This window comes from Novosphingobium sp. FG90 (assembly GCF_057808725.1).
Window position 1 is genome coordinate 105,776 of the sequence record NZ_JBMDIO010000005.1, and the last position, 19,408, is coordinate 125,183.

Genomic DNA, 19,408 nt, shown 5'->3' on the forward strand with positions numbered 1-19,408 from the left:
TCCCGCTTCATATTGATACGCTTGCTTATCAACAAGCCCGAATCTACGGGCTCATCCATCCGGGGGAGCATACATGGACATCGACAGGATCCGCACGATGCGCATCGAGCCCATCGTGCAGGACTATGGCAAGCGCGAAACGATACTCTATGCGCTGGGGCTGGGCTACGGCGCCGATCCGCTCGACAGTGCCGAACTGCCGTTCGTCTATGAGGGCGACCTCAGGATCGTGCCGTCCTACGTCAACCTGCTGTGCCATCCCGGCTTCTGGGCGCAGCGCCCCGAATTCGGCATCGACTGGGTGAAGATTCTCCATGCCGAGCAGGAACTGCGCATGCACGCCCCCCTGCCGCCGACCGGGGCGCTGCGCGGCGAATACCGGGTGCGCGCGGTCGAGGACAAGGGCGAGGGGCGCGGCGCGCTGCTGCACCAGGACAAGGAGCTGTTCGACGTCGCCACCGGCACGCACATCGCCACGGTGCGCTCCAGCCTGTTCCTGCGCGGCAATGGCGGCGAAGGCGGCTTCGGCGAGCCGCCCGCACCCGCCACTCCGCTGCCGGACCGTGCGCCGGATCGCTCGATCGCCATCCCCACCCTGCCCCGACAGGCGCTGATCTACCGCCTGTCGGGCGACTGGAACCCGCTCCATGCCGACCCCGCCATCGCCGCCAAGGCGGGCTTCGCGGTGCCGATCCTGCATGGCCTGTGCACCAACGGCATCGCCTGCCGCGCCGCGATCGCAACGTATTGCGACCACGACCCGACGCGCCTCGCCGCGCTGTTCACGCGCTTTTCCAAACCGGTGATGCCGGGCGAGACGATCCGCGTCGATTTCTTCGAGGAACCGGGCGTCATCCGCTTCCGCGCCGTGGCGCAGGAGCGCGAGGAAGTGGTGCTCGACCGCTGCTCTCTGGAAGTGCGATGATGGCGCCGTCCGGCCTGCTCGGAAGCGATCCTGCGGAGATGCGGGCGCAGCGCCTCGGCATAGGCCGCCGCGTCGCGCTGGCGGGCAAGCTGCGTGCGGTGATTCATGCGATGGCCGCCACCAGCGCCGACGACGCCACGCTCGACCGCGCCGCCGAACGGATCGACGAAGCGCGCGCATTGCTCGCCTCGCAATCCTCGGAACGCGGCAGCCGCCTGCTCGACGGGCCGCTGATGGGGCTGGGCAAACTCAGCGAACTTGGCCCTTTCACCACGCCCAACCATGCCCTCGCCCCGTCGCTCGACCTGAAGCTGGCCGAGACGGAGGCGGAGGCCGTCGCGGTCTACGGCGCGGCGCACGAAGGCGGGCCGGGGCTGCTCCACGGCGGCTTCATCGCCGCCACGTTCGACGAACTGCTCGGCGTCGTCCAGCGCGGCGCGATCCGCATGACCGGCGAGTTGACGATCCGCTACCGTGCGCCTGCGTACCTCAATCGCCCCTTGCGCTATCGCACCTGGCTGGACCGGATCGAGGGGCGCAAGGCCTTCGTCAGCGGCACGCTTCACGATGGCGACACCCTGTGCGCCGAGGCCAGCGCGACCTTCATCGCCCTGCGCGAGGCGCCGTTCGTCGTTCCCGACTGACGGCTATTCCACCGCCAGCGCCTGCGCGATCATTGCGTTCAGGCGGCGGCGGCCTTCCTCGCGCAAGTTCTCGCCGATCGTCTCGACGCTGAGAATGCCGTTGAGCACCGTCGCGCCGATCACCAGGATCAGCGCCAGACCGGCGCGGATCTGCGGGCTGTCCTCCCCCAGTTGCGCGGCGAGCGGCGCGAAGACGTCCTCCACGAAAGCCTCGCCGATGATCCGCGCCGTGGCGGGCGAGGAGGCCGAGCGCAGGATGATGTAGAGCCGCTCCAGATCGGCGCGCTGTTCATCTTCCTGCCCGGCGAAGGCGAGGTCGCCCAGCCATGCCGCCAGTTCGGCGCGGCTGGTGGCGCCGCCGAACCACGGCTCGTCGCGCCGTTCCAGCAGCACCTTGCGGAACAGCTCCTCCTTCGATCCGAAGTAGCGGCTGACCAGCGCCACGTTCACCCCCGCCTCGCCCGCGACATCGCGCATGCCGACGGCCTCGTAGCTTTCGGCCGCGAAACGGCGGCGCGCGGCGGCGAGGATATCGTCCCGCGTGGCGGAAGCATTGCGCGAACGGGAAGAAGCAAGGGCCATGCGCATGGCCTAGCCCCGGCAGCACCGCATGTAAACCGCTGTTGACTTATAGCGAATATGGTACTAATGCGAACCATATCAACACAACAGGAGAGGACCTGTCATGGCTCCGGTACAAAGCCTGGCGATCGACCAGCTCGTTCCACAGCCGAACGAGATGTATGCGCTGGCGTTCACCGCCGTCGTCGCATTCGTTTCGGTGTCGCTGGTGGTGCGCTATTGCATGAAGCACGGCATCTGGTGGCCGATGATCGTGGTCGTGGGCGGCCTCATCACCTGCCTGCAGGAGCCGCTCTACGACCATCTCTATGGCCTGTGGTTCTTCGAGCAGGGGCAACTCAAGGCCTTCACCACGTACGGCATCCATGTGCCGCTGTGGCTGCCGGTGATCTACATCGCCTACTACGGCGCCAACACGATGTGGTACTGGCACCGGCTGGAAAGCGGGTCGAGCATCAAGGCGATGATGGCGATGTTCGCGGTGGAAGTGCTGCTGGCGGGGCTGGCCGAGCAGTTCTACATCAACGTGGTGGGGCTGTATAACTACCAGAGCAACCAGCCTTTCTACATTCTCAACTACCCGATCTTCGTCGCCATCGTGAACGGCGTGCCGCCGACGTTGGGGGCGATCATCATCTACAAGCTCAAGCCGCACCTGCAGGGCTGGCAAAACCTGCTGCTGCTGTTCCCGGTGCCCTGGGCCTTTGCCGCCAACTCTTTCGGCAGCGGATACCTGTACCTCTCGGCGCGCCATGCCGTTCCGGCAGTGTCGCAGCCGGTGCTCTATCTTGCCGCGGCGACAGCGGCGCTGGGCTCGATCGTGACGATCTGGGCGGCGCTGAAGGTAGCGGGCGTGCCGGTGGCGCGGTCGGTAAGCCGGACGGCATCGACGGCAAGAATGGTGCCGGCGGAGTAAGTCTCCCAGCGCGGCCCTCGGGCCGCAAACCTCAAGGGGCGGAGGAACCGGCTGGTTCTTTTCCGCCCCTTTTTCGTTTGCCACCCTCGCTCGCAATGACGAGGCGGTGATCGACTTACCCCAGCATGGCCCGCGCGATGAGGCCGCGCTGGATCTCGTTGGTGCCGCCGAAGATCGACCAGCACCGGCCGTAGAGGTAATGGTGCGCCATCGCGCTCGCCTGCTGCGCGGCCGAGAGTTCGGCGCCCGGCGCAAGGTGGAGGTCGGCTGGATCGTGCACCGCGCCCAGTGGCCCCTCGATGGCGAGCGCCAGTTCGGAGAGCAGTTGCAGGATCTCGGTGCCGCGCACCTTGAGGATCGAGGCTTCCGGCCCGTCGCGGCTGCCGCCCTGCTGCCAACTGCGCACATAGTCCCGCTCCAGCGCGCAGAGCGCCGTCAGCTGGATTTCGGCATCGGCCAGCCGGTCGGCGATTAGCGCGACTTGCGCCGTATCGCCCTCGGCCCCGCGCAACTGTGCGAACATCACCTTGATCACGCCAAGCAGCTTTAGCTTCGGCCCGGTATCGGCGATCGCGACGCGCTCATTGGCGAGGAGGAACTTGGCGATCGTCCAGCCCTGCCCTTCATGACCGACAAGATTTTCCACCGGCACCCGCACGTCGTCGAAGAAGACCTGATTGGTGTGGTGCTGCCCGTCGATGGTGACGATCGGGCGGACTTCGATGCCGGGCGTCGCCATGTCGATCAGCAGGAACGAGATGCCCGCCTGCGGCTTCACCTCGCGGTCGGTGCGCACGAGGCAGTGCATCCAGTCTGCCCAGTGCGCCTCGGTGGTCCACATCTTCGTGCCATTGACGATGTAGTGGTCGCCGTCGCGCACCGCCGTGGTCTTGAGCGAGGCGAGGTCGGACCCGGCATTCGGTTCGGAATAGCCCTGGCACCACCACACGTCGCTCGACAGGATGCCGGGCAAGTGACGGGCTTGCTGCGCCTCGTTGCCGAACGTCTGGATCACCGGGCCGACCATGTTGACGCCGTAGGGGATGATAAGCGGCGCGCCGCTGCGCCCGGCTTCCTGCACGAAGGCGAGCTGGCGGTTGAGGTCCCAGCCCTGCCCGCCCGCATCTTCCGGCCAGGCTCCGGCGAACCAGCCCTCGGCGCGCAGCAGTTTCTGCCAGCGCACGAAATCGTCCTTGCCGAATTCGAGGCCCTTTTCGCCCCTGAGGCGGATGTCCTCGGGCAACTTGTCGCGCACAAAGGCGGCCACTTCCGCGCGGAACACGGCGAGTTCGCCGTCGTCCTCCGCCGCCGGATCGAGGTCGGCCGCGCCTGCGAAACGGGCACGGTGTACCGCTGCCGAACCTTGCGTCGCGCGGATCGCGGCGAGGCGGCGCATATAGTGGCTGACGTCGAGTTCGTCGGACACGCCCATGCCGCCGTGCATCTGCACCGCCTCATGTCCGACCAGCCGCCCCGCGTCGTCCGCCAGCGCCTTCGCCGCGCTGGCGCCGCCCGTATCGCCCGTGGCGTCGAGCGCGGCGATGGCCCGCTCGGTCAGGGCACGGGCACTTTCGGTGGCGATCATCATCTCGGCCAACCGGTGCTGCAGCGCCTGGAAACTGGCGAGCGGCACGCCGAACTGCTTGCGGGTCTTGAGGTAACCGGCGGTGCGTTCGCACAGCGCACCGAGAATGGCGACGCTCTCCACCGCCAGCGCGCAGACGTGGCGCGCCAGAGCCCGCTCGATGGTCGCCGCGTCAACTGGGAGGCGGCGCGCCGGGGTCCGCTCGAAATGGAGCGTCGCGGCCGAGGAACCGTCGATCAGGCGGGTCGGCTCGCGGCGCGTGGACGGCGCATCGGCCTCAACCAGCAGGCAGGCGAGCGCGCCGTCGATTTCGGCGGTGACGATCCACGCATCCGCCAGATCGGCGTGCCGCACCGCGCGCTTGGTGCCGCTGAGGTGCCAGTGCGCGCCATCGGCCTGCGCCGTAACTCGGCGCGGCGCGAAGCTGTCCAGCCCCTCGTCATGCGCAAGGACGACGACCCGCTCGCCGCCGATCAGCGGTTCCACCGGCTCGCCCGCCTGCGCCAGCAGCCAGCCCGCGACGGCGCTGGAGGCCAGCGGCTCGACCAGCAGGTGCCTTCCGGCCGCTTCCATCACCGTGGCGAGATCGCGCATGGTGCCGCCGAAGCCGCCCAGTTCCTCCGGGAAGGCGGCGCCGAGGATGCCCTGCTCGGCCAGATCGGGCCACAGGGCCATGCGCTCGGGCACGGCGGCGGCAAGCCGGTGGCGTCGCGCCTCGAATTCGTTGCGCTGCGCCAGCAGGCGGCCCGCCATGTCGGCCAGCATGCGCTGCGTATCGGTCCTTGCGAAACTCATGACAAACTCTCCGGGCCGGGCGCCATGCGGTCCGGCCCGGTCATTGTCTTACGCCAGCATAGACGCGACCGGTCAGGTTCGCCCAGCCGCGACGTGCCTTCTTTTCAGGAAATCTCGCCGAGCACGGTGCCGACGGGATAGGTCTCGCCCGGCTGCGCGATGATGCGCAGCGTGCCCGAGACTTCAGCCTCGACTTCCTGCGTCGACTTGTCGCTTTCCAAGGCGAACAGCGCACTGCCGGCAATCACCTGCCCACCGTCCGCCACCAGCCATTCGGACAGGACGCCCTCGTTCATCGAAAAGCCCAGCTTGGGCAACACGATCTCAGTCGCCATGGGTGATACCTCCGGTCAGGGGTTGAGCCAGGTTTCGCGGTCGATCCCGGCATTGGCCTTGGCGAGCGCGGCGATTTCCAGCACGCCCGCACCGATGGCGGTCGGATCCTTGCTGGCTTCCATCTGCGGGCCGTGCTGCCAGCTTTCGATCACCGAGTAGCCGAAGCCCCAGGCCTCGAACACGCGGCCGGAAACCGCCTTCGCCTCCGGGCTGCACAACCACGTGACGAGCGCGGCGATCCATTCGGGGTCGCGGCGCTGCTTCTGTTCCTCGGTCAGTTCGCGCAGGCCTGCGGTCATGCGCGTTTCGGCGCGCGGGGCGATCGCGTTGACGGTGACGCCGAAGCGCTGCAACTCGCGCGCGGCAAGCTGCGTCAGCGTGGCGATGCCGCCCTTGGCGGCGGCGTAGTTGGCCTGCCCCATGTTGGCGAACAGCGCCGAATGCGACGTGGTGTTGACGATCCGCGCATCGACCGCCTCGCCCGCCTTGGACAGCGCGCGCCAATGGTTGGCGGCATGGTGAAGCGGCGCGAAAGTGCCCTTTAGGTGCACCTTGACCACCGAATCCCAGTCGGACTCGCTCATGTTGACGAGCATGCGGTCGCGCAGGATGCCGGCGTTGTTGACGAGGATGTCGAGCCTTCCGAACGCGCCCACCGCCTGTTCGATCATCGCCTTGGCATCGTCCCAGCTGGACACGTCGGAGGTGTTGACGACCGCCTGACCGCCCATCGCCTCGATCGCGGAGACGACTTCCTGCGCCGGGGTCTGGTCGGCGCCTTCGCCCGCAGCGCTCGACCCGAGGTCGTTGACGACCACTTTCGCGCCGTGCTCGGCCAGCTTGAGCGCGTGTGCGCGCCCCAAACCGCGCCCTGCACCGGTGACGATCGCGACTTTTCCTTCCAGCAGACTCATTATCCCTCCTCCCGGCGCCCTGCGGCGCGCCGCGGCTCATGCCTTGCCTTCTCCTTGCATGATTCTAGTACGCCTGCAAACTGTTTTCTTGCAATGGAGTTCGCAACCGCTGCGGCGACAATCCGTGGAATTATTCGGAATTATCCCAAAAACCATAAATGTCTTGCGATCGCCATTTTGGTATGCTCGATTACGATATATACGGAATCGCACAAGCGATCGACAGTGGAGGACGCCCCGAAGTGCAACCGCATCAGCCGGTTACCGACACGCCTGCGCCACACATCCCCGGAGAGCCGGGCGTGTGGATTCTCGTCATGGGCGACATGTTCGTGTTCGCGCTGCTGTTCGGCACCGTGGCCTATTACCGGATGGACGGGCCGGAGGTGTTCCATGCCTCGCAGGCCAGTCTCAATCAGGCGCTCGGGCTCACCAACACCTTCGCGCTGCTGACCAGCTCGCTGTGCGTGGTGCTGGGCCTGAACGCCGCGCGCGAGCGGCGTGGCGGGCGAGGCTGGATCACGCTGGCGATGGTGCTGGGCGCGATGTTCGTGGGCTTTAAGCTGCTCGAATACGCACAGAAGGGCGGCGAGGGCTTGTTGCCTGACACCAACATGTTCTTCATGCTCTACTTCGTGCTGACCGGCATGCATCTGGGTCATGTGCTCCTCGGCCTGCTCGCGCTGTTCTTCATGCGCCGGGCGATCGATCCCGACATTTCGCCCGAGAACCTGCGGCTCGTCGAATGCTGCGCCATCTTCTGGCACATGGTCGATGTGCTGTGGGTGATCCTGTTCGCCATCTTCTACCTGCATCGGTGAGAGCCATGACCGCGAAACTCCATAGTCCCGTCGCCACCTGGCTGATCCTGGTGGTCGCCACGCTGCTCTCCTACGTCGCGTGGATCGATCCCGAGCGGCTCTCTCCCGCAGTCGCCGGATCGGCGGTGATCCTCATCGCGATGGCCAAGGCCTGGCTGATCGGCATGCGCTTCATGGAACTGGAAAGCGCCGTGCTGTCGCTGCGGATCGCCTACAACCTGTGGGTGGTGGTGGTCGGCGCCGTGCTGCTGGCGATGTTTGCCGTGGCGTGATGGGCGCCCCGTTTCCCCTGTCTTCGTCACCCTGAACTCGTTTCAGGGTCCATCGCGCCCCAAGCCCGGTGCTTTGCCGCAGCAAACCGACAGGGCCGATGGTGACATGCTCCCTCCTATGGAGCCGCCTGATGGATCCTGAAACAAGTTTAGGATGACGGTTCCGGAACCGAAATCTCAGGGAGCAATCGCCCAGCTTACCCTAACTCCCCGCCGAAACCTCGCGGCAGTATTCGGCGAGGAATTCGGCGTCCACCAACGGCTCGAACAGCGCGCCCAGTTGCAGCAGGCAGGTGTTGATGACGCCCGCGCGGGCCGGTTCCAGATCCTTGTCGCGCGCCTTCTGGAAGAACATGCAGCCCCACATCAGATACCAGATGTTGTCCGCCAGCGCGGAGGGCGAGTTGGGGTAGCGCAAGGGCCGCACCACCTGCTCGTTGACGCCGCGCTGGACCAGCTGCGCCAGCCCCATGCGCGCCTGCTGCTCCACCCGGCGAAAGGCATCGACGATCTCCGGATCGAGCCGGTGCAGCGCCATCATCGAGGTGAAGAAGAACCGGTAGTCCCAGATCAGGTTGAGCATCGAGCGCAGCAGCCGATGCGTCTCCATGGCCGAGGGCATGCGGGTGCCACTGAGCAGCTCGGCCAGAAACTGGCCCTGCATCTGGCTGATCTCGCGGTCGAAACTGTCCTTGAGCGCAATGACGATGTCGCGCTTCTTGGGGAAGTAGTACGTGAGGTTGCCCGACATGATGTCGATGCGCTCGCAGATCATGGCGATCGAGGTGCCGTCGAACCCCTCAAGGTTGAACAGGTCGCGGCTCGCCGTCAGGATCAGGTTGCGCGTCGAGGGCCTGACGCCCGCTTCGCGGTCAGCAGCCAACTTGCGCTGACCGTTCGTGGACGCCATTCTTCGTACCTTCTTGAGCGGGGTGGGAGCTTGCGCCCCCGCGCCCCTTGGTCCTGATTGGCCGCCCAAGTTACCGGCGACCGAGATATTTGTCGATCTCGGCATGATAATGCCGGATGCGGATCTCGGAATCGCCCAGCAGGATGCCGCCGAAGGCCTTGCTGCGGATGCCCTTCTGCACCAGCGGAACGCGCAGCGCGTCCTGCGCCAGCACCGCGCCGAATTCCTCCAGCGTCTGCGGCTCGCGCACGTCGGGCCGCTCGGAGCCGTCCCAGCCGGGGGCGGAGGTCGCTTCCGGCCCGATCGAGGCGATGTCCACCACGCATTCCTGCGTGCCGGGCACCGGCAGGTTCAGTGAAATCGCGCGGTAGAAGCTCTTTTCCGGGTCGGTGGGATGCGGGCGGAAGATCTGGATCAGCAGCGCCTCGGCGAAGTAGTTGATGGTGATGTTGGGGAACACGAAGTAGTTCCAGTCGTCCGTCACCCGCCGGTCGTCGAGCTGGTCGAAGAAGTCGGTGTAGCCGTGGCGCGCCGCCCACTTGCGCTTGGTGTCGGCCAGCGCCTTCCAGTATTCGTAGCCCTTGATGTCGGTGTAGTCGTCGGGATTGCCGCCGAAGAACTGGACGTACATCTGCAGGAACGGATTGACCGTGTCCTGGTCCTCGTGCCGCCCGGAAACGAAGCCGTAAGGCACGATCATGCGGCTGAGGCCACGGTCGTAGAGATCGTACTGCGTCTCGTGCGTGGCCGAAAACGGGATGACCTCTGGATGAACTTCGTCCGCATGGTAGAATTCGATGAAGGCATCGAGCGCGGTCTTCCAATTGGCGTCCCAGGTCGTCTCGAAGTCGCCGATCACGCGGAACTTTTCGAGTGGGAACACCTCCATGTGCTCGATCATGACGTTGAGGTGATCGCGAAGGCTGATGCCCTCGTCCGCCATGCTGATGAATACCAGCGTGTTCCATACCCCGCAGCGCATCCGCTTGAGGCCGGGGCGGTGCGCGATCGTCTCGCTCCGGAACAGCATCTCGTCCTTGATCTCGACGTTCTTGCCGGTGCGGTCGAATTTCCAGCCGTGGAAGTCGCACTCGAAGCAGCCCTTCTCGCCAAGGCTGCCGAAGCGCTGGCTGACGATGCGGTTGCCGCGGTGCGGGCAGACGTTGAAGTAGGCGTTCACACCCTCGTCGCCCGGCCCGTCGCGCACCACGATCACCGACTCGCGGCCGATGTCGATCATGAAATAGTCGCCCACTTCGGCAAGATCGTGCGTCAGCCCCGCGAACTGCCAGGTGCGCGTCCACATGTGTTCCCATTCCCGCTCGGCTTCCTCGCGCGAGTAATAGCGCTCGGCGCTCAGCACGCTGCCGCCGTGGTCGATGAACGGGGCCTTGGCGCCCGGATCGCCCGGCGCCGCATCGGGGTAGCGCACGAAGCCGGTTTCATGGGAATATCTGGGGGTGCTCTGGAAGTTCATTCTTGCCTCTCCAAAGGGTCGTTTACATCGGCTATATGGTTCGCCTGCTTACTGATTGAATAGACTCATGCGATCGGGTACGTCAACCTTTCTAGTAGGCGTGTACAAATCACGGAACGGCGGGAATGTGCGCTTGAGGCGCACGACCTTCGCCTGTTTCGTGCAAGGGTACGGCAAGAACGCAATGTGGAGAGATTCGCGATGAACGCCCCGACCGACCCCCGGACCACCGCGCCCGCCCCGCTCGACCCGAAGGAGGTCAAGCTGTCGCGCACGGCGACGTGGAGCGGGATCGAGACGCCGGCCTTCTACGGCCCGCCCGGCGGCGGCGATGCGGATTACCGCGCGAAGCAGGCCGATCCGGGACAGTACCCCTTCACGCGCGGCAGCTACCCGCAGATGTACCGCAGCCGCATGTGGACCTTGCGCAACATCGTCGGCTACGGATCGCCCGAGGATACGCTGGCGGGCATCCACCAGTCGCTCGCGGGCGGCTCCACCGGCATCAACATCGTGTTCGACGTGCCGACCCAGCAGGGCATCGACCCCGACCACCCGGCGTTCGGCATGGAAGTGGGGCTGGAGGGCTGCTCGGTCCCCTCGCTCCCCGACATGGAGCGGCTGATGGCCGACATCGACGTGACCCGCACCGACGTCGCCTGGCATGCCACACTGTTCGCCTATACGCTGACCGCCGCGATGGCGAAGCGGCGCGGCATTCCGCTCGATCAGGTGCAGGGCTCGCACATGCCCGACCACCTGCAGCAGACGCTGTCCGGCTGGGGCACGCATGTCGTGCCGACCGACCTGGCCCACCGCGCCACGGTGGACTGCGTGGAATTCTGCGTGCTCAACAGCCCGCGCTGGGCGCTGGGCATGCCGCAGGCCTACGACTTGCGCGAACGCGGCGCGACCCCGGCGGCGGAAATCGCCTTCGGCATGGCGATCGTCAACAAGACCATGGAAGACCTGATCGCGCGCGGCCTCCACGTCGATCAGGTGGCGCCCAGCATCGCCTGGGTCTCCACGTCCGACATCGATTTCTTCGAGGAAGTGGCCAAGTTCCGCGCCCTGCGCCGGATGTGGGCGACGACGATGCACGAGCGCTTCGGCGCGAAGGACGCGCGCTCGATGCGGCTGCGCATGGCGTGCCACACTTCGGGCAAGAGCCTCGTCTTCCAGCAACCGATCAACAACATCACCCGCGCCGCACTGCAGAGCTTCGCGGCGCTGTGCGGCGGCGTGCAGAGCCTGGAAGCCTGCACCTACGACGAGCCGATCTGCATCCCCACCGAGGAAGCGCGCGAGATCGCCACGCGCACGCAGCAGATCCTGGCACACGAGGTCGGCGCGGCGCGCGTCGCCGATCCGCTGGGCGGCAGCTACTACGTCGAAGCCCTGACCGACCGGATCGAGGCCGACGCCAGGGCCCTGCTCGCGCAAGTCGAGGACATGGGCCTGCTCAATGCGGTAGAGAACGGCTTTATCGAAGGCTGGATGGACGCGGCGAACCTGCGCTTCGAAGAGGAGCTGGAAGCGGGCGAGCGGTTGCAGGTCGGCAAGAACTGCTTCCAGTCGGCCGACAGCAAGACCCCGCCGCGCTTCGCCTTCAACCCGGCGAATACGCAAGACCATATCGCCCGCTTCAAGGCGATGAAGCGCGACCGCGATCAGGCGGCGGTGCAGACCACCTTGCAGCGCCTCTACGACGACGTGCGCGCCGGGCGAAACATGCAGCCGGGCATGATCGACGCCTTCCTCGCCTCCGCCTCGATCGGCGAGACCTGGGGGGTGGTGCGCATGGGTATGGGGCAGGCTTATGATGCGTACCGTACGCTGGAGTGCCCGTTCGCGCTGACTTGAGGGAGGAGAGGGAGCGGTCGTTGCCCGATCGTCATCCCGGCGCAGGCCGGGATCGCCGGCAAGGCCGCGCAGTTCTGGAAGGCAGCTTTACATCGCAGTGACCCACCGCGAGCTATCGCCTGAAGAGTGCCCAGCGGCCCCGGACCAAGTCCGGGACGACGAAAGCACTGGGTGCGTTAAGTGTAGGGAGCGGACCTGCCCCAAGGGCGCCTCGTCATCCTGAACTTGTTTCAGGATCCATCGGGCAGTTGGTGCCGGCAATTTGTGTCGCAAACTGCTATCTCGGTTCGCTGATCACGAAACCAAGCTATCGGCTTGATGGACCCTGAAACAAGTTCAGGGTGACGGCGGATTTGGGTGGTTAGCTGACATCTAAGAAGCGTGCCAAGTCCTCAAGATCACGCTTGAACTGGTCATGAAAGAAGCGGCCCAGTTCCTCAACTTCGGCCTGCTCCGCTGGAGAGCCGGGCTCAAACTTAACTCTGTCCACGTCCCGCCCAATGCGAGCTTGGCTCCCGCCTAGAACGTGATCTGTTTGGCTCTCGATGCCAGTGAACCCGATTATAGCATCATGTAGTGATGATCCGCCGCCCCTTACCCATGCGTTAAGAATTTGCCGACACTCAAGGATCATGTCCGATCCGCGTAGTTCGGTTTCACTGAAGCGCTTTTGTAAGGTCGCAATGGTTTGCTTGAGCGCAGCTTTGGCTTGATCGCTTGGTTCTGGGTCAGTCGGCATGATGTCTTTCTTACCCGGGACTACCGTGTCCGCAACGGGGCTCTTTCGGTCCAACCGGATTTCGGTCTCTAAGGGGGTGGAAAGCGGCCGCTATTTGAAAATCAATTGGGCCAGCACGATGGCCACGGCCGCGATGCAACCCCAAAGCCTAATTCGCCTCCAACTCATAAATTCCGGGCTGTTCTGCACGCTCTTCTCCAAATAGCGCAGTTAAAATGACCGAGGGCATTGATGTCTGCAACGGGGCGAAAGCCGCCGAACACCAAACTGCCATCGAGCAGGAAAACAACGGTCACAAAACGTGCGCGTCCAGAATTTTCCTACAGGCTGCCGATGCGGGTACATTGGCCGCATGCCCCGCCCCGCTTCACCTTGCGCATCCCGCCTATACCGCAGGCAAATGCACGGAATGCAAGGTGACACTTCCTGCGCACAAGGTGACACTTCCGCACCGCAAGGTTACACATACGTCGCGAGAAAACTCACGGTTTTTCGCCAAAATCGTACTCCCTCGGCCCAAAGTTACACCGTTTCCCCTCTGGACCGTGTAAACCGTGTAAATCCGGTGTCACCTTGCGCAGAGCGCAGCCTATTGCTGGAAGGTCTTTTCCGCCGACACACGGTTCAGCCAGGACACGATGTCCTGCGTCGTGGTGCCCGGCCCGAACAGGCCGCTGACGCCCATGTCGCGCAGGGCCGCCTCGTCGTCGGGGTGGACGAGGCCGCCGACCATCACACTGACATGGCCAAGGCCCGCCGCCTTCATCGCATCGGTGAACAGCTTCATGTAGACGAGGTAGCCGGCGGTGGAGAAGCTGAGGCCGACGAATTCCGGCTCTGCCTCGCGCACGCTTTCGACCATCTGGTCGATGGTCAGGTGCTCGCCGGCGAAGACCACGTCGATCCCGGCCGAACGCAGCATGCTCGCCACTGTGCGGATGCCCTTGGTGTGAACGTCCGACCCCAGCATGCCCAGCACGCAGCGGATGGCGTTGCTCTGCTGCCGGGGCAAAGGCATCGACGGGGCTTCTACGGTCATTTGCGGAAGAGCCGGAACAACGCGAACAGTCCCAGCAGCCCGCCGCCGATCAGCGCGGGAACCGAAGTCCCGCGCACCGGCATGACCGCCGCCTTGGCCATCGTCGGCACCGACATGGTGCGGAAGGCCGCGCGCATGTCCTCAGGCCGCAGCACGGCCTTGACCGGCACGGCGCCCATGATCGTGCCGGACACGATCAGGTTGCCGCCTTCGCTGGTGATGCGGGTGATCTCCATCAGTTCGGAATTGTCGGTCGTGTAGAGCTTCATGGCAATGTCCTTCGCAAGATGGATCAGAGATGGAACACGGCGTTCAGATCGACGCCCATGTCCTTGCACATGACCATCGCCGTGGGCCGGCCGCCCAGCGTCACCGTGCCGCCCGGATGCATGAACGGGCCGGTGAGGTAGAGGCCGTCGATCCCCGGCACGCCGTAGTTGGCGAGCGCGGGCGTCGGACGGCGGCCGAGGATCTGCCCGCCCGCCGTGCCGATGCCGAAGATGTCGCCGTTCTGCATGCTGGCGGAATGGCGGTGGTGGTCCAGCGGCGTCTCGATCAGGCGGCCGAGGATGTGGCTGTCCTTGAGGTTGGTCGTGTATTTCTTGAACGAGGTCCAGACGTGCTCGCCGTATTCGTCGCGCAAGTCCTCCCACGCCGCCAGGCCGCCGTCCTTCAGTTCCATCGGCGCGAAATGGTAGAGGTAGAGCGCACAGTTCTCCGGCTTCGGAACGCGCGTCTTGTCGATGTAGCTGTTGATGATCGTCAGCGGGTTGAAGTGGCCGTAGGGCACCTCACCGTACTTGTAGCCATCGTAGATCTTGCGCATCGCCTCGAAATCGCCGCGCGGCATGTATTCCACGACCATCGACTTCTTGAGGATCGGGTCGTTGCCGCCAATGTATTCAGGCTCGACCGAAAGCGATATCTGCTGGTTGACGGCGCCGTGATTGGACAGGCGCACCTCGCGCGCGGCCTTGGCAATCACGGGATCGACTTCGGGCACCAGATCGCCGAGCAGATGCGGGTGGATCGACGCCAGCACCGCCTCGCGTGCAGAGATGACCTCACCGTCGGCAAGCTCCACCCCGCTCGCCCGGCCGCCCGAGACGATCACGCGCGTCACATGCGCATTGGTGCGCACGGTGCCGCCGAAATGCTCGACCGCCTGCGCCAGTTTGTTGGAAAGCTGCTGCGTGCCGCCCTTCACCGCGAAGGCGCCGTTGGCGTGCACCAGCGCGAAGAGGTTGAAGACCAGGATGCCGGTGCCGTTGGCCTCCGGGTTCTCCATCGCCTCGCCGATCCACTTGAGGTGGTGGAGGCGCACTTCGGTCGATTCGAAGTAACTGCAGATGATGTCGTAGGCGCTGATGTACAGGCTGCGCACCACCTCGTCGCCCAGCGGATTGCCTTCGAGCAGGCTCATGAAGCGGTTGAACGGCATCGGCGGATTGGCCATGCCCATGCTGAGCAGCGGCGCCAGCGTCACGCAGCGGCGGCCCAGTTCGCGGTACGCCTCGGCGTCCTTTTCGGAGAATTGCGCGATCGAGGCCGCAGTGGCGTCGATATCCTTGCTGGAGACTAGGATCGAGCCATCGTCGAACAGCGTCGTGAAGGCCGCCTCCCACTCGATGAATTCCAGCCCGAACTTGGAATAGAGCCCCAGTTCATCGTTGCGCAGCGCCGGGCTGCTGAAGCAGGTCATCAACCCGGTGGCGTGCGGATCGTGGATGAAGCCGGGCGCGACTTCAGTGGACACCGCACCTCCACCGACGTGGTCGTTTTTCTCCAGCACCAGCACGCTCTTGCCGGCCTTGGCCATGTAGGCCGCCGCCGTCAGCGAATTGGAGCCGCCGCCCACCACCACGATATCGTACAAAGCCGTCACCGCATCGCTCTCCCGCTCGCGAAATCCTCAGCGCCGACATTTGGTTCGCCAGCGCACCTTATCGAATCGATCTAGGGCAAGCAATCCATGTCTGTCCAGCCCCTTTGTGTGACTTTCAAAGCCACACTTCTGCTGAATTTAAGGGCATTGACCGAAAGCCTAGTACGTGCGACCAATAATGGATTGCTAGCACACTATAAGCGTGGAGCGAGGGGATATGGAAGTATTTATCGCCAGCCTGGGATTCGATCTCGGCAGCGACTGGGGCATTTTCTGGGCCTGCACGGCGTGGACCTTCGCGGTCGTCACGCTGATATGGGTCATCGGGCTGTTTCAGCCCACGCACTCGATGATGGATGGCTGGTACGGCTTCGGTTACGCGACCGCCGCGGGGCTTGCCTACCTGCTCACGAAGACGTCTTCGCCCACCGCCGCAGTCGTGTTGCTGATGGCGGGGCTACACGGCTGCCGCCTCGGCTGGTATCTGTCGAAGCGCTGGTTTGGCTACGCGAAGGAAGGCGGCGGCGACGCGCGCTATTTCGGGTTCAAGGAAAAGCTTTCGCCCGGATACTGGTGGAAGAGCTTTTTCGTGGTGATGGAGCCGCAGGCGATCGTCATCGCGGTGATCGGCATCCCATCGGTCTGGGGCATCATCGGCAACCGCTCGGACGCGCCGATCGGGGCGCTGGGCATCCTTGGAATGATCGTCTTCGGCATCGGCTATTATTTCGAGACGGTGGGCGACGGCCAGTTGCAGGCCTTCAAGGCGGACGCCAACAACAAGGGCCGCTACCTGCGAACCGGCGTATGGACGCACACGCGCCACCCCAACTACTTCGGCAACACGACCGTATGGTGGGGCATCTGGCTCACCGCCGTTGCAGGCAATCCGTCGATCTGGTGGACCGTCGTAGGCCCGCTATTCAACACGGTGATGCTGACCGGCGTGCTGGGCAAGGCGTTCCAGGACAAGCACATGGGCGGCCGCCCGGCCTACCAGAAGGTCATGGCCGAGACGCGCGGCTTCCTGCCGCTGCCGGTGAAGAAAGCATAGGGGTCATAGGCGCGCGATGACGGCAGCCACCGCCTTGGACGAACGCACCGAGGAGCACGACCTGCTCGCCGCCGACGCGCTCGCGTCCGGCGAGATGACCGGGGTGCGCGCGGGGCGCTGGTTCGTCCTCCTCGTGCGCACGGCCGAGGGGTGGCACGCCCTTAACGACCGCTGCCCCCACGCAGCCGCGCGCCTCTCGCCGGGGCGGCTGCGTGGGCGGCAGGTGCTCTGCCCGCTGCACGGCGCCCGCTTCGACATCGCCAGCGGGCGCTGCGCCGGGTCCGCCTACGGCGCGGTGCGCACGTTCCCGCTGCGGGTCGAGAACGGCCGCGTGCTGGTAACGCTGCCCGCGCGGCCGCCGGAGATGGTGGAGACACCACTTAACTGACGACGATAAATGGTCCGCAATGACGGGCCGAACGGGGAGAGAAAACAATGCGGTACAGCATCACGGCTCTTGCGATCGCGCTGGCAGCGCACGCAACCGCCGCGTCCGCGCAGGAGGACGACGCAGCTACGAATGAGGAAATCATCGTCACTGCCGGCAAGATCGGCAGCGATCTCGATCGCGCGCCCGTCGCCGCCGTCTCGCTCAGTGGCGAGACTCTGGAACGGCTCAATATCCAGAGCGTGCGCGACACGCAGATCCGCATGCCCTCGGTCGTCTACGACACCAGCGGCGGATCGGCGCAGGTCTACATCCGCGGCATCGGTACCAACTCCGCCTATGCGGGACTGGAATCGAGCATCGGCACCTATCAGGACGGTGTCTACCTACAGCGACAGGTCGGCGCCGCGCTCGACGTGGTCGACATGGCCGGGGTAGAAGTGCTGAACGGGCCGCAGGGATCGCTCTACGGCCGCAACGCGACCGGCGGCGTGATCCTCGTCACCACCAAAGACCCGACCGACCGCTACGAAGGTTCCGCCTCGGTCGAGTACGCGCGGTTCGACAGCTTAACCGCCGAAGGCGTCGTCAACGTGCCGCTTTCACAGGACTTCGCGGTGCGCGTGGCGGGCAAGTATGCCTATAGCGACGGCTACGTCACCAACGTCGCCAATGGCGACAGGCTGGGCGGCTATCGCAACGCCACGGTGCGCGGCAAGCTGGGATACAATCCGGCAGGGCCGTTCTCGGCGGTGCTGGCCGTAGAATATTCGCGGCAGGTGAGCGATCCCATCGCCCGGCGGCGACTTGTCGGGGCGCCCGAGTGCCTAGCCTGCGCGGTCTATGGTGAAAACCTGCCCGCGCCGGGCGGCTTTTACGAAGTGGACCAGACCCGATCGCGCGACACGCTGATCTCCTACACTGCAGGCACCCTCAACCTGCGGTACGAGGGCGAGGGTTTCTCCATCGTCAGCGTGACCGGCTACCGCGATTTCTCCTACAAGGTCTTCGTCGATCAGGACTTCGCCGCCGGCGACCTGTTCCGGACCCGCGCCGAGGAATACGGCTGGACCCTCACCCACGACAGCTTCGTGCGTACCGACTTCGACGGGCCGTTCAACTTCCTCCTCGGCGCCAGCGGAGAGATCGACCGCGACACCCTGCTTGGCCAGTTCTTCGGCGATGCCTTCGGCAGCTTTCAGGGTGGGATCAACCATTCCCGTGTCGATCTGCGCTCGATCTCGCCTTACGGTGAGTTCTACTATGCGATCACGCCCAAGCTGAAGCTGACGCTGGGCGGGCGCTACAACATCGACGAGAAGAAGCTGCGGGTCACCAACGACCCCACCGCCGTCATCGCCCCGGGCGCCACCGCGCAGTTCCGCCAGAAGGACGTGTTCAAGGACTTCACCCCGCGCGCGGTGCTGTCCTACGAATTGCCCGACGGCACCGTCTACGCCAGCTTCGGCCGGGGCGCCAAGAGCGGGGGCTACAACACCCCTGCCCTCAACCCGCTGGTCCCGCTGCAGTCGGAGAAGCTGACGAGCTACGAAATCGGCGCCAAGACCGCGCTGTTCGATCGCCGCCTGAAACTGGCCGCCGCCGGGTTCTACTATGATTACAAGGACATCCAGGTCAGCTTCGTCGATGCCGCCAGCGGCGGCGTGCGGGCTGAAAACGCGGCGAATGCGCGGGTCTACGGCCTCGAACTGACCGCCTCTGCCGAGCCGGTCACCGGCCTCACCCTCAGCGGCGGCGCGACGTGGCTGGACGCCAAGTTCAAGAGCTATACCTCGGCGGCGATCTTCTGCCCCAAGGCCTATGCCTCGCCGGGATATCCGGGCTGCCCGACGCCGACCGGAGGCCCCGGCATGATCAACGGCGTCGCCAACCTGTCCGGCTCGCGCCTGCCGCGCGCACCCGAATGGTCGTTCTCCGCAGCGGTGGACTACACGATTCCGCTGAGCGACGGCTACGACGCGATCCTCACCGTGGCCGATCGCTATACCGGCAGCTACGATTTCCTCGCGGGCGCGGGCGGACCGCTGGGCCTCAGCCGTCAGGATTCGTTTCACATGGTCACCGCCAGCGCCTCGCTGGTGCAGCGGCCGGGCGGGCTCAAGCTGCGCGCCTTCGTGGAGAACCTTGCCAAGGCGAAGTACTATCTCGACCTGCCGACATCGGCATTCGGGATCGCCGGCTCGGTCGGCGCGCCGCGCATGTACGGCGCCAGCATCGGTTTCAGCTTCTGACAACGAGAGGA

The 19,408-nt window shown here is 65.1% G+C and carries 19 protein-coding genes; 9 read left to right on the forward strand and 10 right to left on the reverse strand.

Annotated elements, in window-relative coordinates; all coding sequences use genetic code 11:
- Window positions 1-73: 73 nt before the first annotated feature.
- Complete coding sequence (locus ACODRZ_RS06620) at window positions 74-925, forward strand: MaoC family dehydratase (protein WP_488971201.1); 852 nt, start codon at window positions 74-76, stop codon at window positions 923-925.
- Window positions 922-1,569 carry a PaaI family thioesterase gene (locus ACODRZ_RS06625; protein WP_488971200.1) on the forward strand — a complete coding sequence of 216 codons (648 nt, stop codon included), beginning with the start codon at window positions 922-924 and terminating at the stop codon, window positions 1,567-1,569. Before ACODRZ_RS06620 ends, ACODRZ_RS06625 begins: the two co-directional genes overlap by 4 nt.
- A 3-nt stretch (window positions 1,570-1,572) precedes the next feature.
- Here ACODRZ_RS06625 and ACODRZ_RS06630 read toward each other — a convergent pair whose 3' ends face one another.
- Window positions 1,573-2,151 carry a TetR/AcrR family transcriptional regulator gene (locus ACODRZ_RS06630; RefSeq protein WP_488971199.1) on the reverse strand — a complete coding sequence of 193 codons (579 nt, stop codon included), beginning with the start codon at window positions 2,149-2,151 and terminating at the stop codon, window positions 1,573-1,575.
- A 103-nt stretch (window positions 2,152-2,254) separates the two neighbouring features.
- On the opposite strand from ACODRZ_RS06630, the gene ACODRZ_RS06635 reads away from it, so the two are divergent.
- The gene (locus ACODRZ_RS06635; protein WP_488971198.1) at window positions 2,255-3,067 is read left to right on the forward strand and encodes a hypothetical protein; all 813 of its coding nucleotides are present in this window, start codon (window positions 2,255-2,257) and stop codon (window positions 3,065-3,067) included.
- A gap of 115 nt (window positions 3,068-3,182) precedes the next feature.
- On the opposite strand, the gene ACODRZ_RS06640 is transcribed toward ACODRZ_RS06635, so the two are convergent.
- From ACODRZ_RS06640 to ACODRZ_RS06650, 3 genes are all read right to left on the reverse strand, one after another.
- Window positions 3,183-5,447, reverse strand: coding sequence for an acyl-CoA dehydrogenase family protein (locus ACODRZ_RS06640; protein ID WP_488971197.1), 2,265 nt, complete (start codon window positions 5,445-5,447; stop codon window positions 3,183-3,185).
- Window positions 5,448-5,551: 104 nt separating this feature from the next.
- Window positions 5,552-5,782: a biotin/lipoyl-containing protein gene (locus tag ACODRZ_RS06645; protein WP_488971196.1), complete on the reverse strand. Its 231-nt coding sequence runs from the start codon at window positions 5,780-5,782 to the stop codon at window positions 5,552-5,554.
- A gap of 15 nt (window positions 5,783-5,797) precedes the next feature.
- Window positions 5,798-6,697 (reverse strand): SDR family NAD(P)-dependent oxidoreductase, encoded by a 900-nt coding sequence (locus ACODRZ_RS06650; RefSeq protein ID WP_488971195.1) that lies wholly within the window; start codon window positions 6,695-6,697, stop codon window positions 5,798-5,800.
- A 242-nt stretch (window positions 6,698-6,939) separates the two neighbouring features.
- Here ACODRZ_RS06650 and ACODRZ_RS06655 point away from each other — a divergent pair, with 242 nt between their 5' ends.
- Entirely contained in the window at window positions 6,940-7,518 is a 579-nt protein-coding gene (locus ACODRZ_RS06655; RefSeq protein WP_488971194.1) for a cytochrome c oxidase subunit 3, read from the forward strand.
- A 5-nt stretch (window positions 7,519-7,523) separates the two neighbouring features.
- Window positions 7,524-7,790 (forward strand): cytochrome C oxidase subunit IV family protein, encoded by a 267-nt coding sequence (locus ACODRZ_RS06660; RefSeq protein WP_488971193.1) that lies wholly within the window; start codon window positions 7,524-7,526, stop codon window positions 7,788-7,790.
- A 202-nt stretch (window positions 7,791-7,992) separates the two neighbouring features.
- On the opposite strand, the gene ACODRZ_RS06665 is transcribed toward ACODRZ_RS06660, so the two are convergent.
- Window positions 7,993-8,700: a TetR/AcrR family transcriptional regulator gene (locus tag ACODRZ_RS06665; protein ID WP_488971192.1), complete on the reverse strand. Its 708-nt coding sequence runs from the start codon at window positions 8,698-8,700 to the stop codon at window positions 7,993-7,995.
- Between the two features lie 70 nt (window positions 8,701-8,770).
- On the reverse strand, window positions 8,771-10,177 hold the full coding sequence (locus ACODRZ_RS06670; RefSeq protein ID WP_488971191.1) for an aromatic ring-hydroxylating oxygenase subunit alpha: 1,407 nt from the start codon (window positions 10,175-10,177) through the stop codon (window positions 8,771-8,773).
- Window positions 10,178-10,378: 201 nt separating this feature from the next.
- Between ACODRZ_RS06670 and ACODRZ_RS06675 the strand changes: the two genes are divergently transcribed.
- A complete protein-coding gene (locus ACODRZ_RS06675; RefSeq protein ID WP_488971190.1) occupies window positions 10,379-12,040 on the forward strand; it encodes a methylmalonyl-CoA mutase family protein in 1,662 nt (553 codons plus the stop codon).
- Between the two features lie 361 nt (window positions 12,041-12,401).
- On the opposite strand, the gene ACODRZ_RS06680 is transcribed toward ACODRZ_RS06675, so the two are convergent.
- From ACODRZ_RS06680 to ACODRZ_RS06695, 4 genes are all read right to left on the reverse strand, one after another.
- Complete coding sequence (locus tag ACODRZ_RS06680) at window positions 12,402-12,779, reverse strand: hypothetical protein (protein WP_488971189.1); 378 nt, start codon at window positions 12,777-12,779, stop codon at window positions 12,402-12,404.
- Between the two features lie 589 nt (window positions 12,780-13,368).
- A complete protein-coding gene (locus ACODRZ_RS06685) occupies window positions 13,369-13,818 on the reverse strand; it encodes a cobalamin B12-binding domain-containing protein (RefSeq protein ID WP_488971188.1) in 450 nt (149 codons plus the stop codon).
- The gene (locus ACODRZ_RS06690) at window positions 13,815-14,087 is read right to left on the reverse strand and encodes a hypothetical protein (protein ID WP_285021467.1); all 273 of its coding nucleotides are present in this window, start codon (window positions 14,085-14,087) and stop codon (window positions 13,815-13,817) included. Before ACODRZ_RS06690 ends, ACODRZ_RS06685 begins: the two co-directional genes overlap by 4 nt.
- Window positions 14,088-14,110: 23 nt before the next feature.
- Entirely contained in the window at window positions 14,111-15,703 is a 1,593-nt protein-coding gene (locus ACODRZ_RS06695; RefSeq protein ID WP_488971187.1) for a phytoene desaturase family protein, read from the reverse strand.
- Window positions 15,704-15,920: 217 nt separating this feature from the next.
- On the opposite strand from ACODRZ_RS06695, the gene ACODRZ_RS06700 reads away from it, so the two are divergent.
- From ACODRZ_RS06700 to ACODRZ_RS06710, 3 genes are read left to right on the forward strand one after another with little or no spacing between them, the layout of a single operon-like run.
- Window positions 15,921-16,757, forward strand: coding sequence for a DUF1295 domain-containing protein (locus ACODRZ_RS06700; protein ID WP_488971186.1), 837 nt, complete (start codon window positions 15,921-15,923; stop codon window positions 16,755-16,757).
- 16 nt (window positions 16,758-16,773) lie between these two features.
- Entirely contained in the window at window positions 16,774-17,145 is a 372-nt protein-coding gene (locus ACODRZ_RS06705) for a Rieske (2Fe-2S) protein (RefSeq protein WP_488971185.1), read from the forward strand.
- A gap of 47 nt (window positions 17,146-17,192) precedes the next feature.
- The gene (locus ACODRZ_RS06710; RefSeq protein ID WP_488971184.1) at window positions 17,193-19,397 is read left to right on the forward strand and encodes a TonB-dependent receptor; all 2,205 of its coding nucleotides are present in this window, start codon (window positions 17,193-17,195) and stop codon (window positions 19,395-19,397) included.
- Window positions 19,398-19,408: the final 11 nt, after the last annotated feature.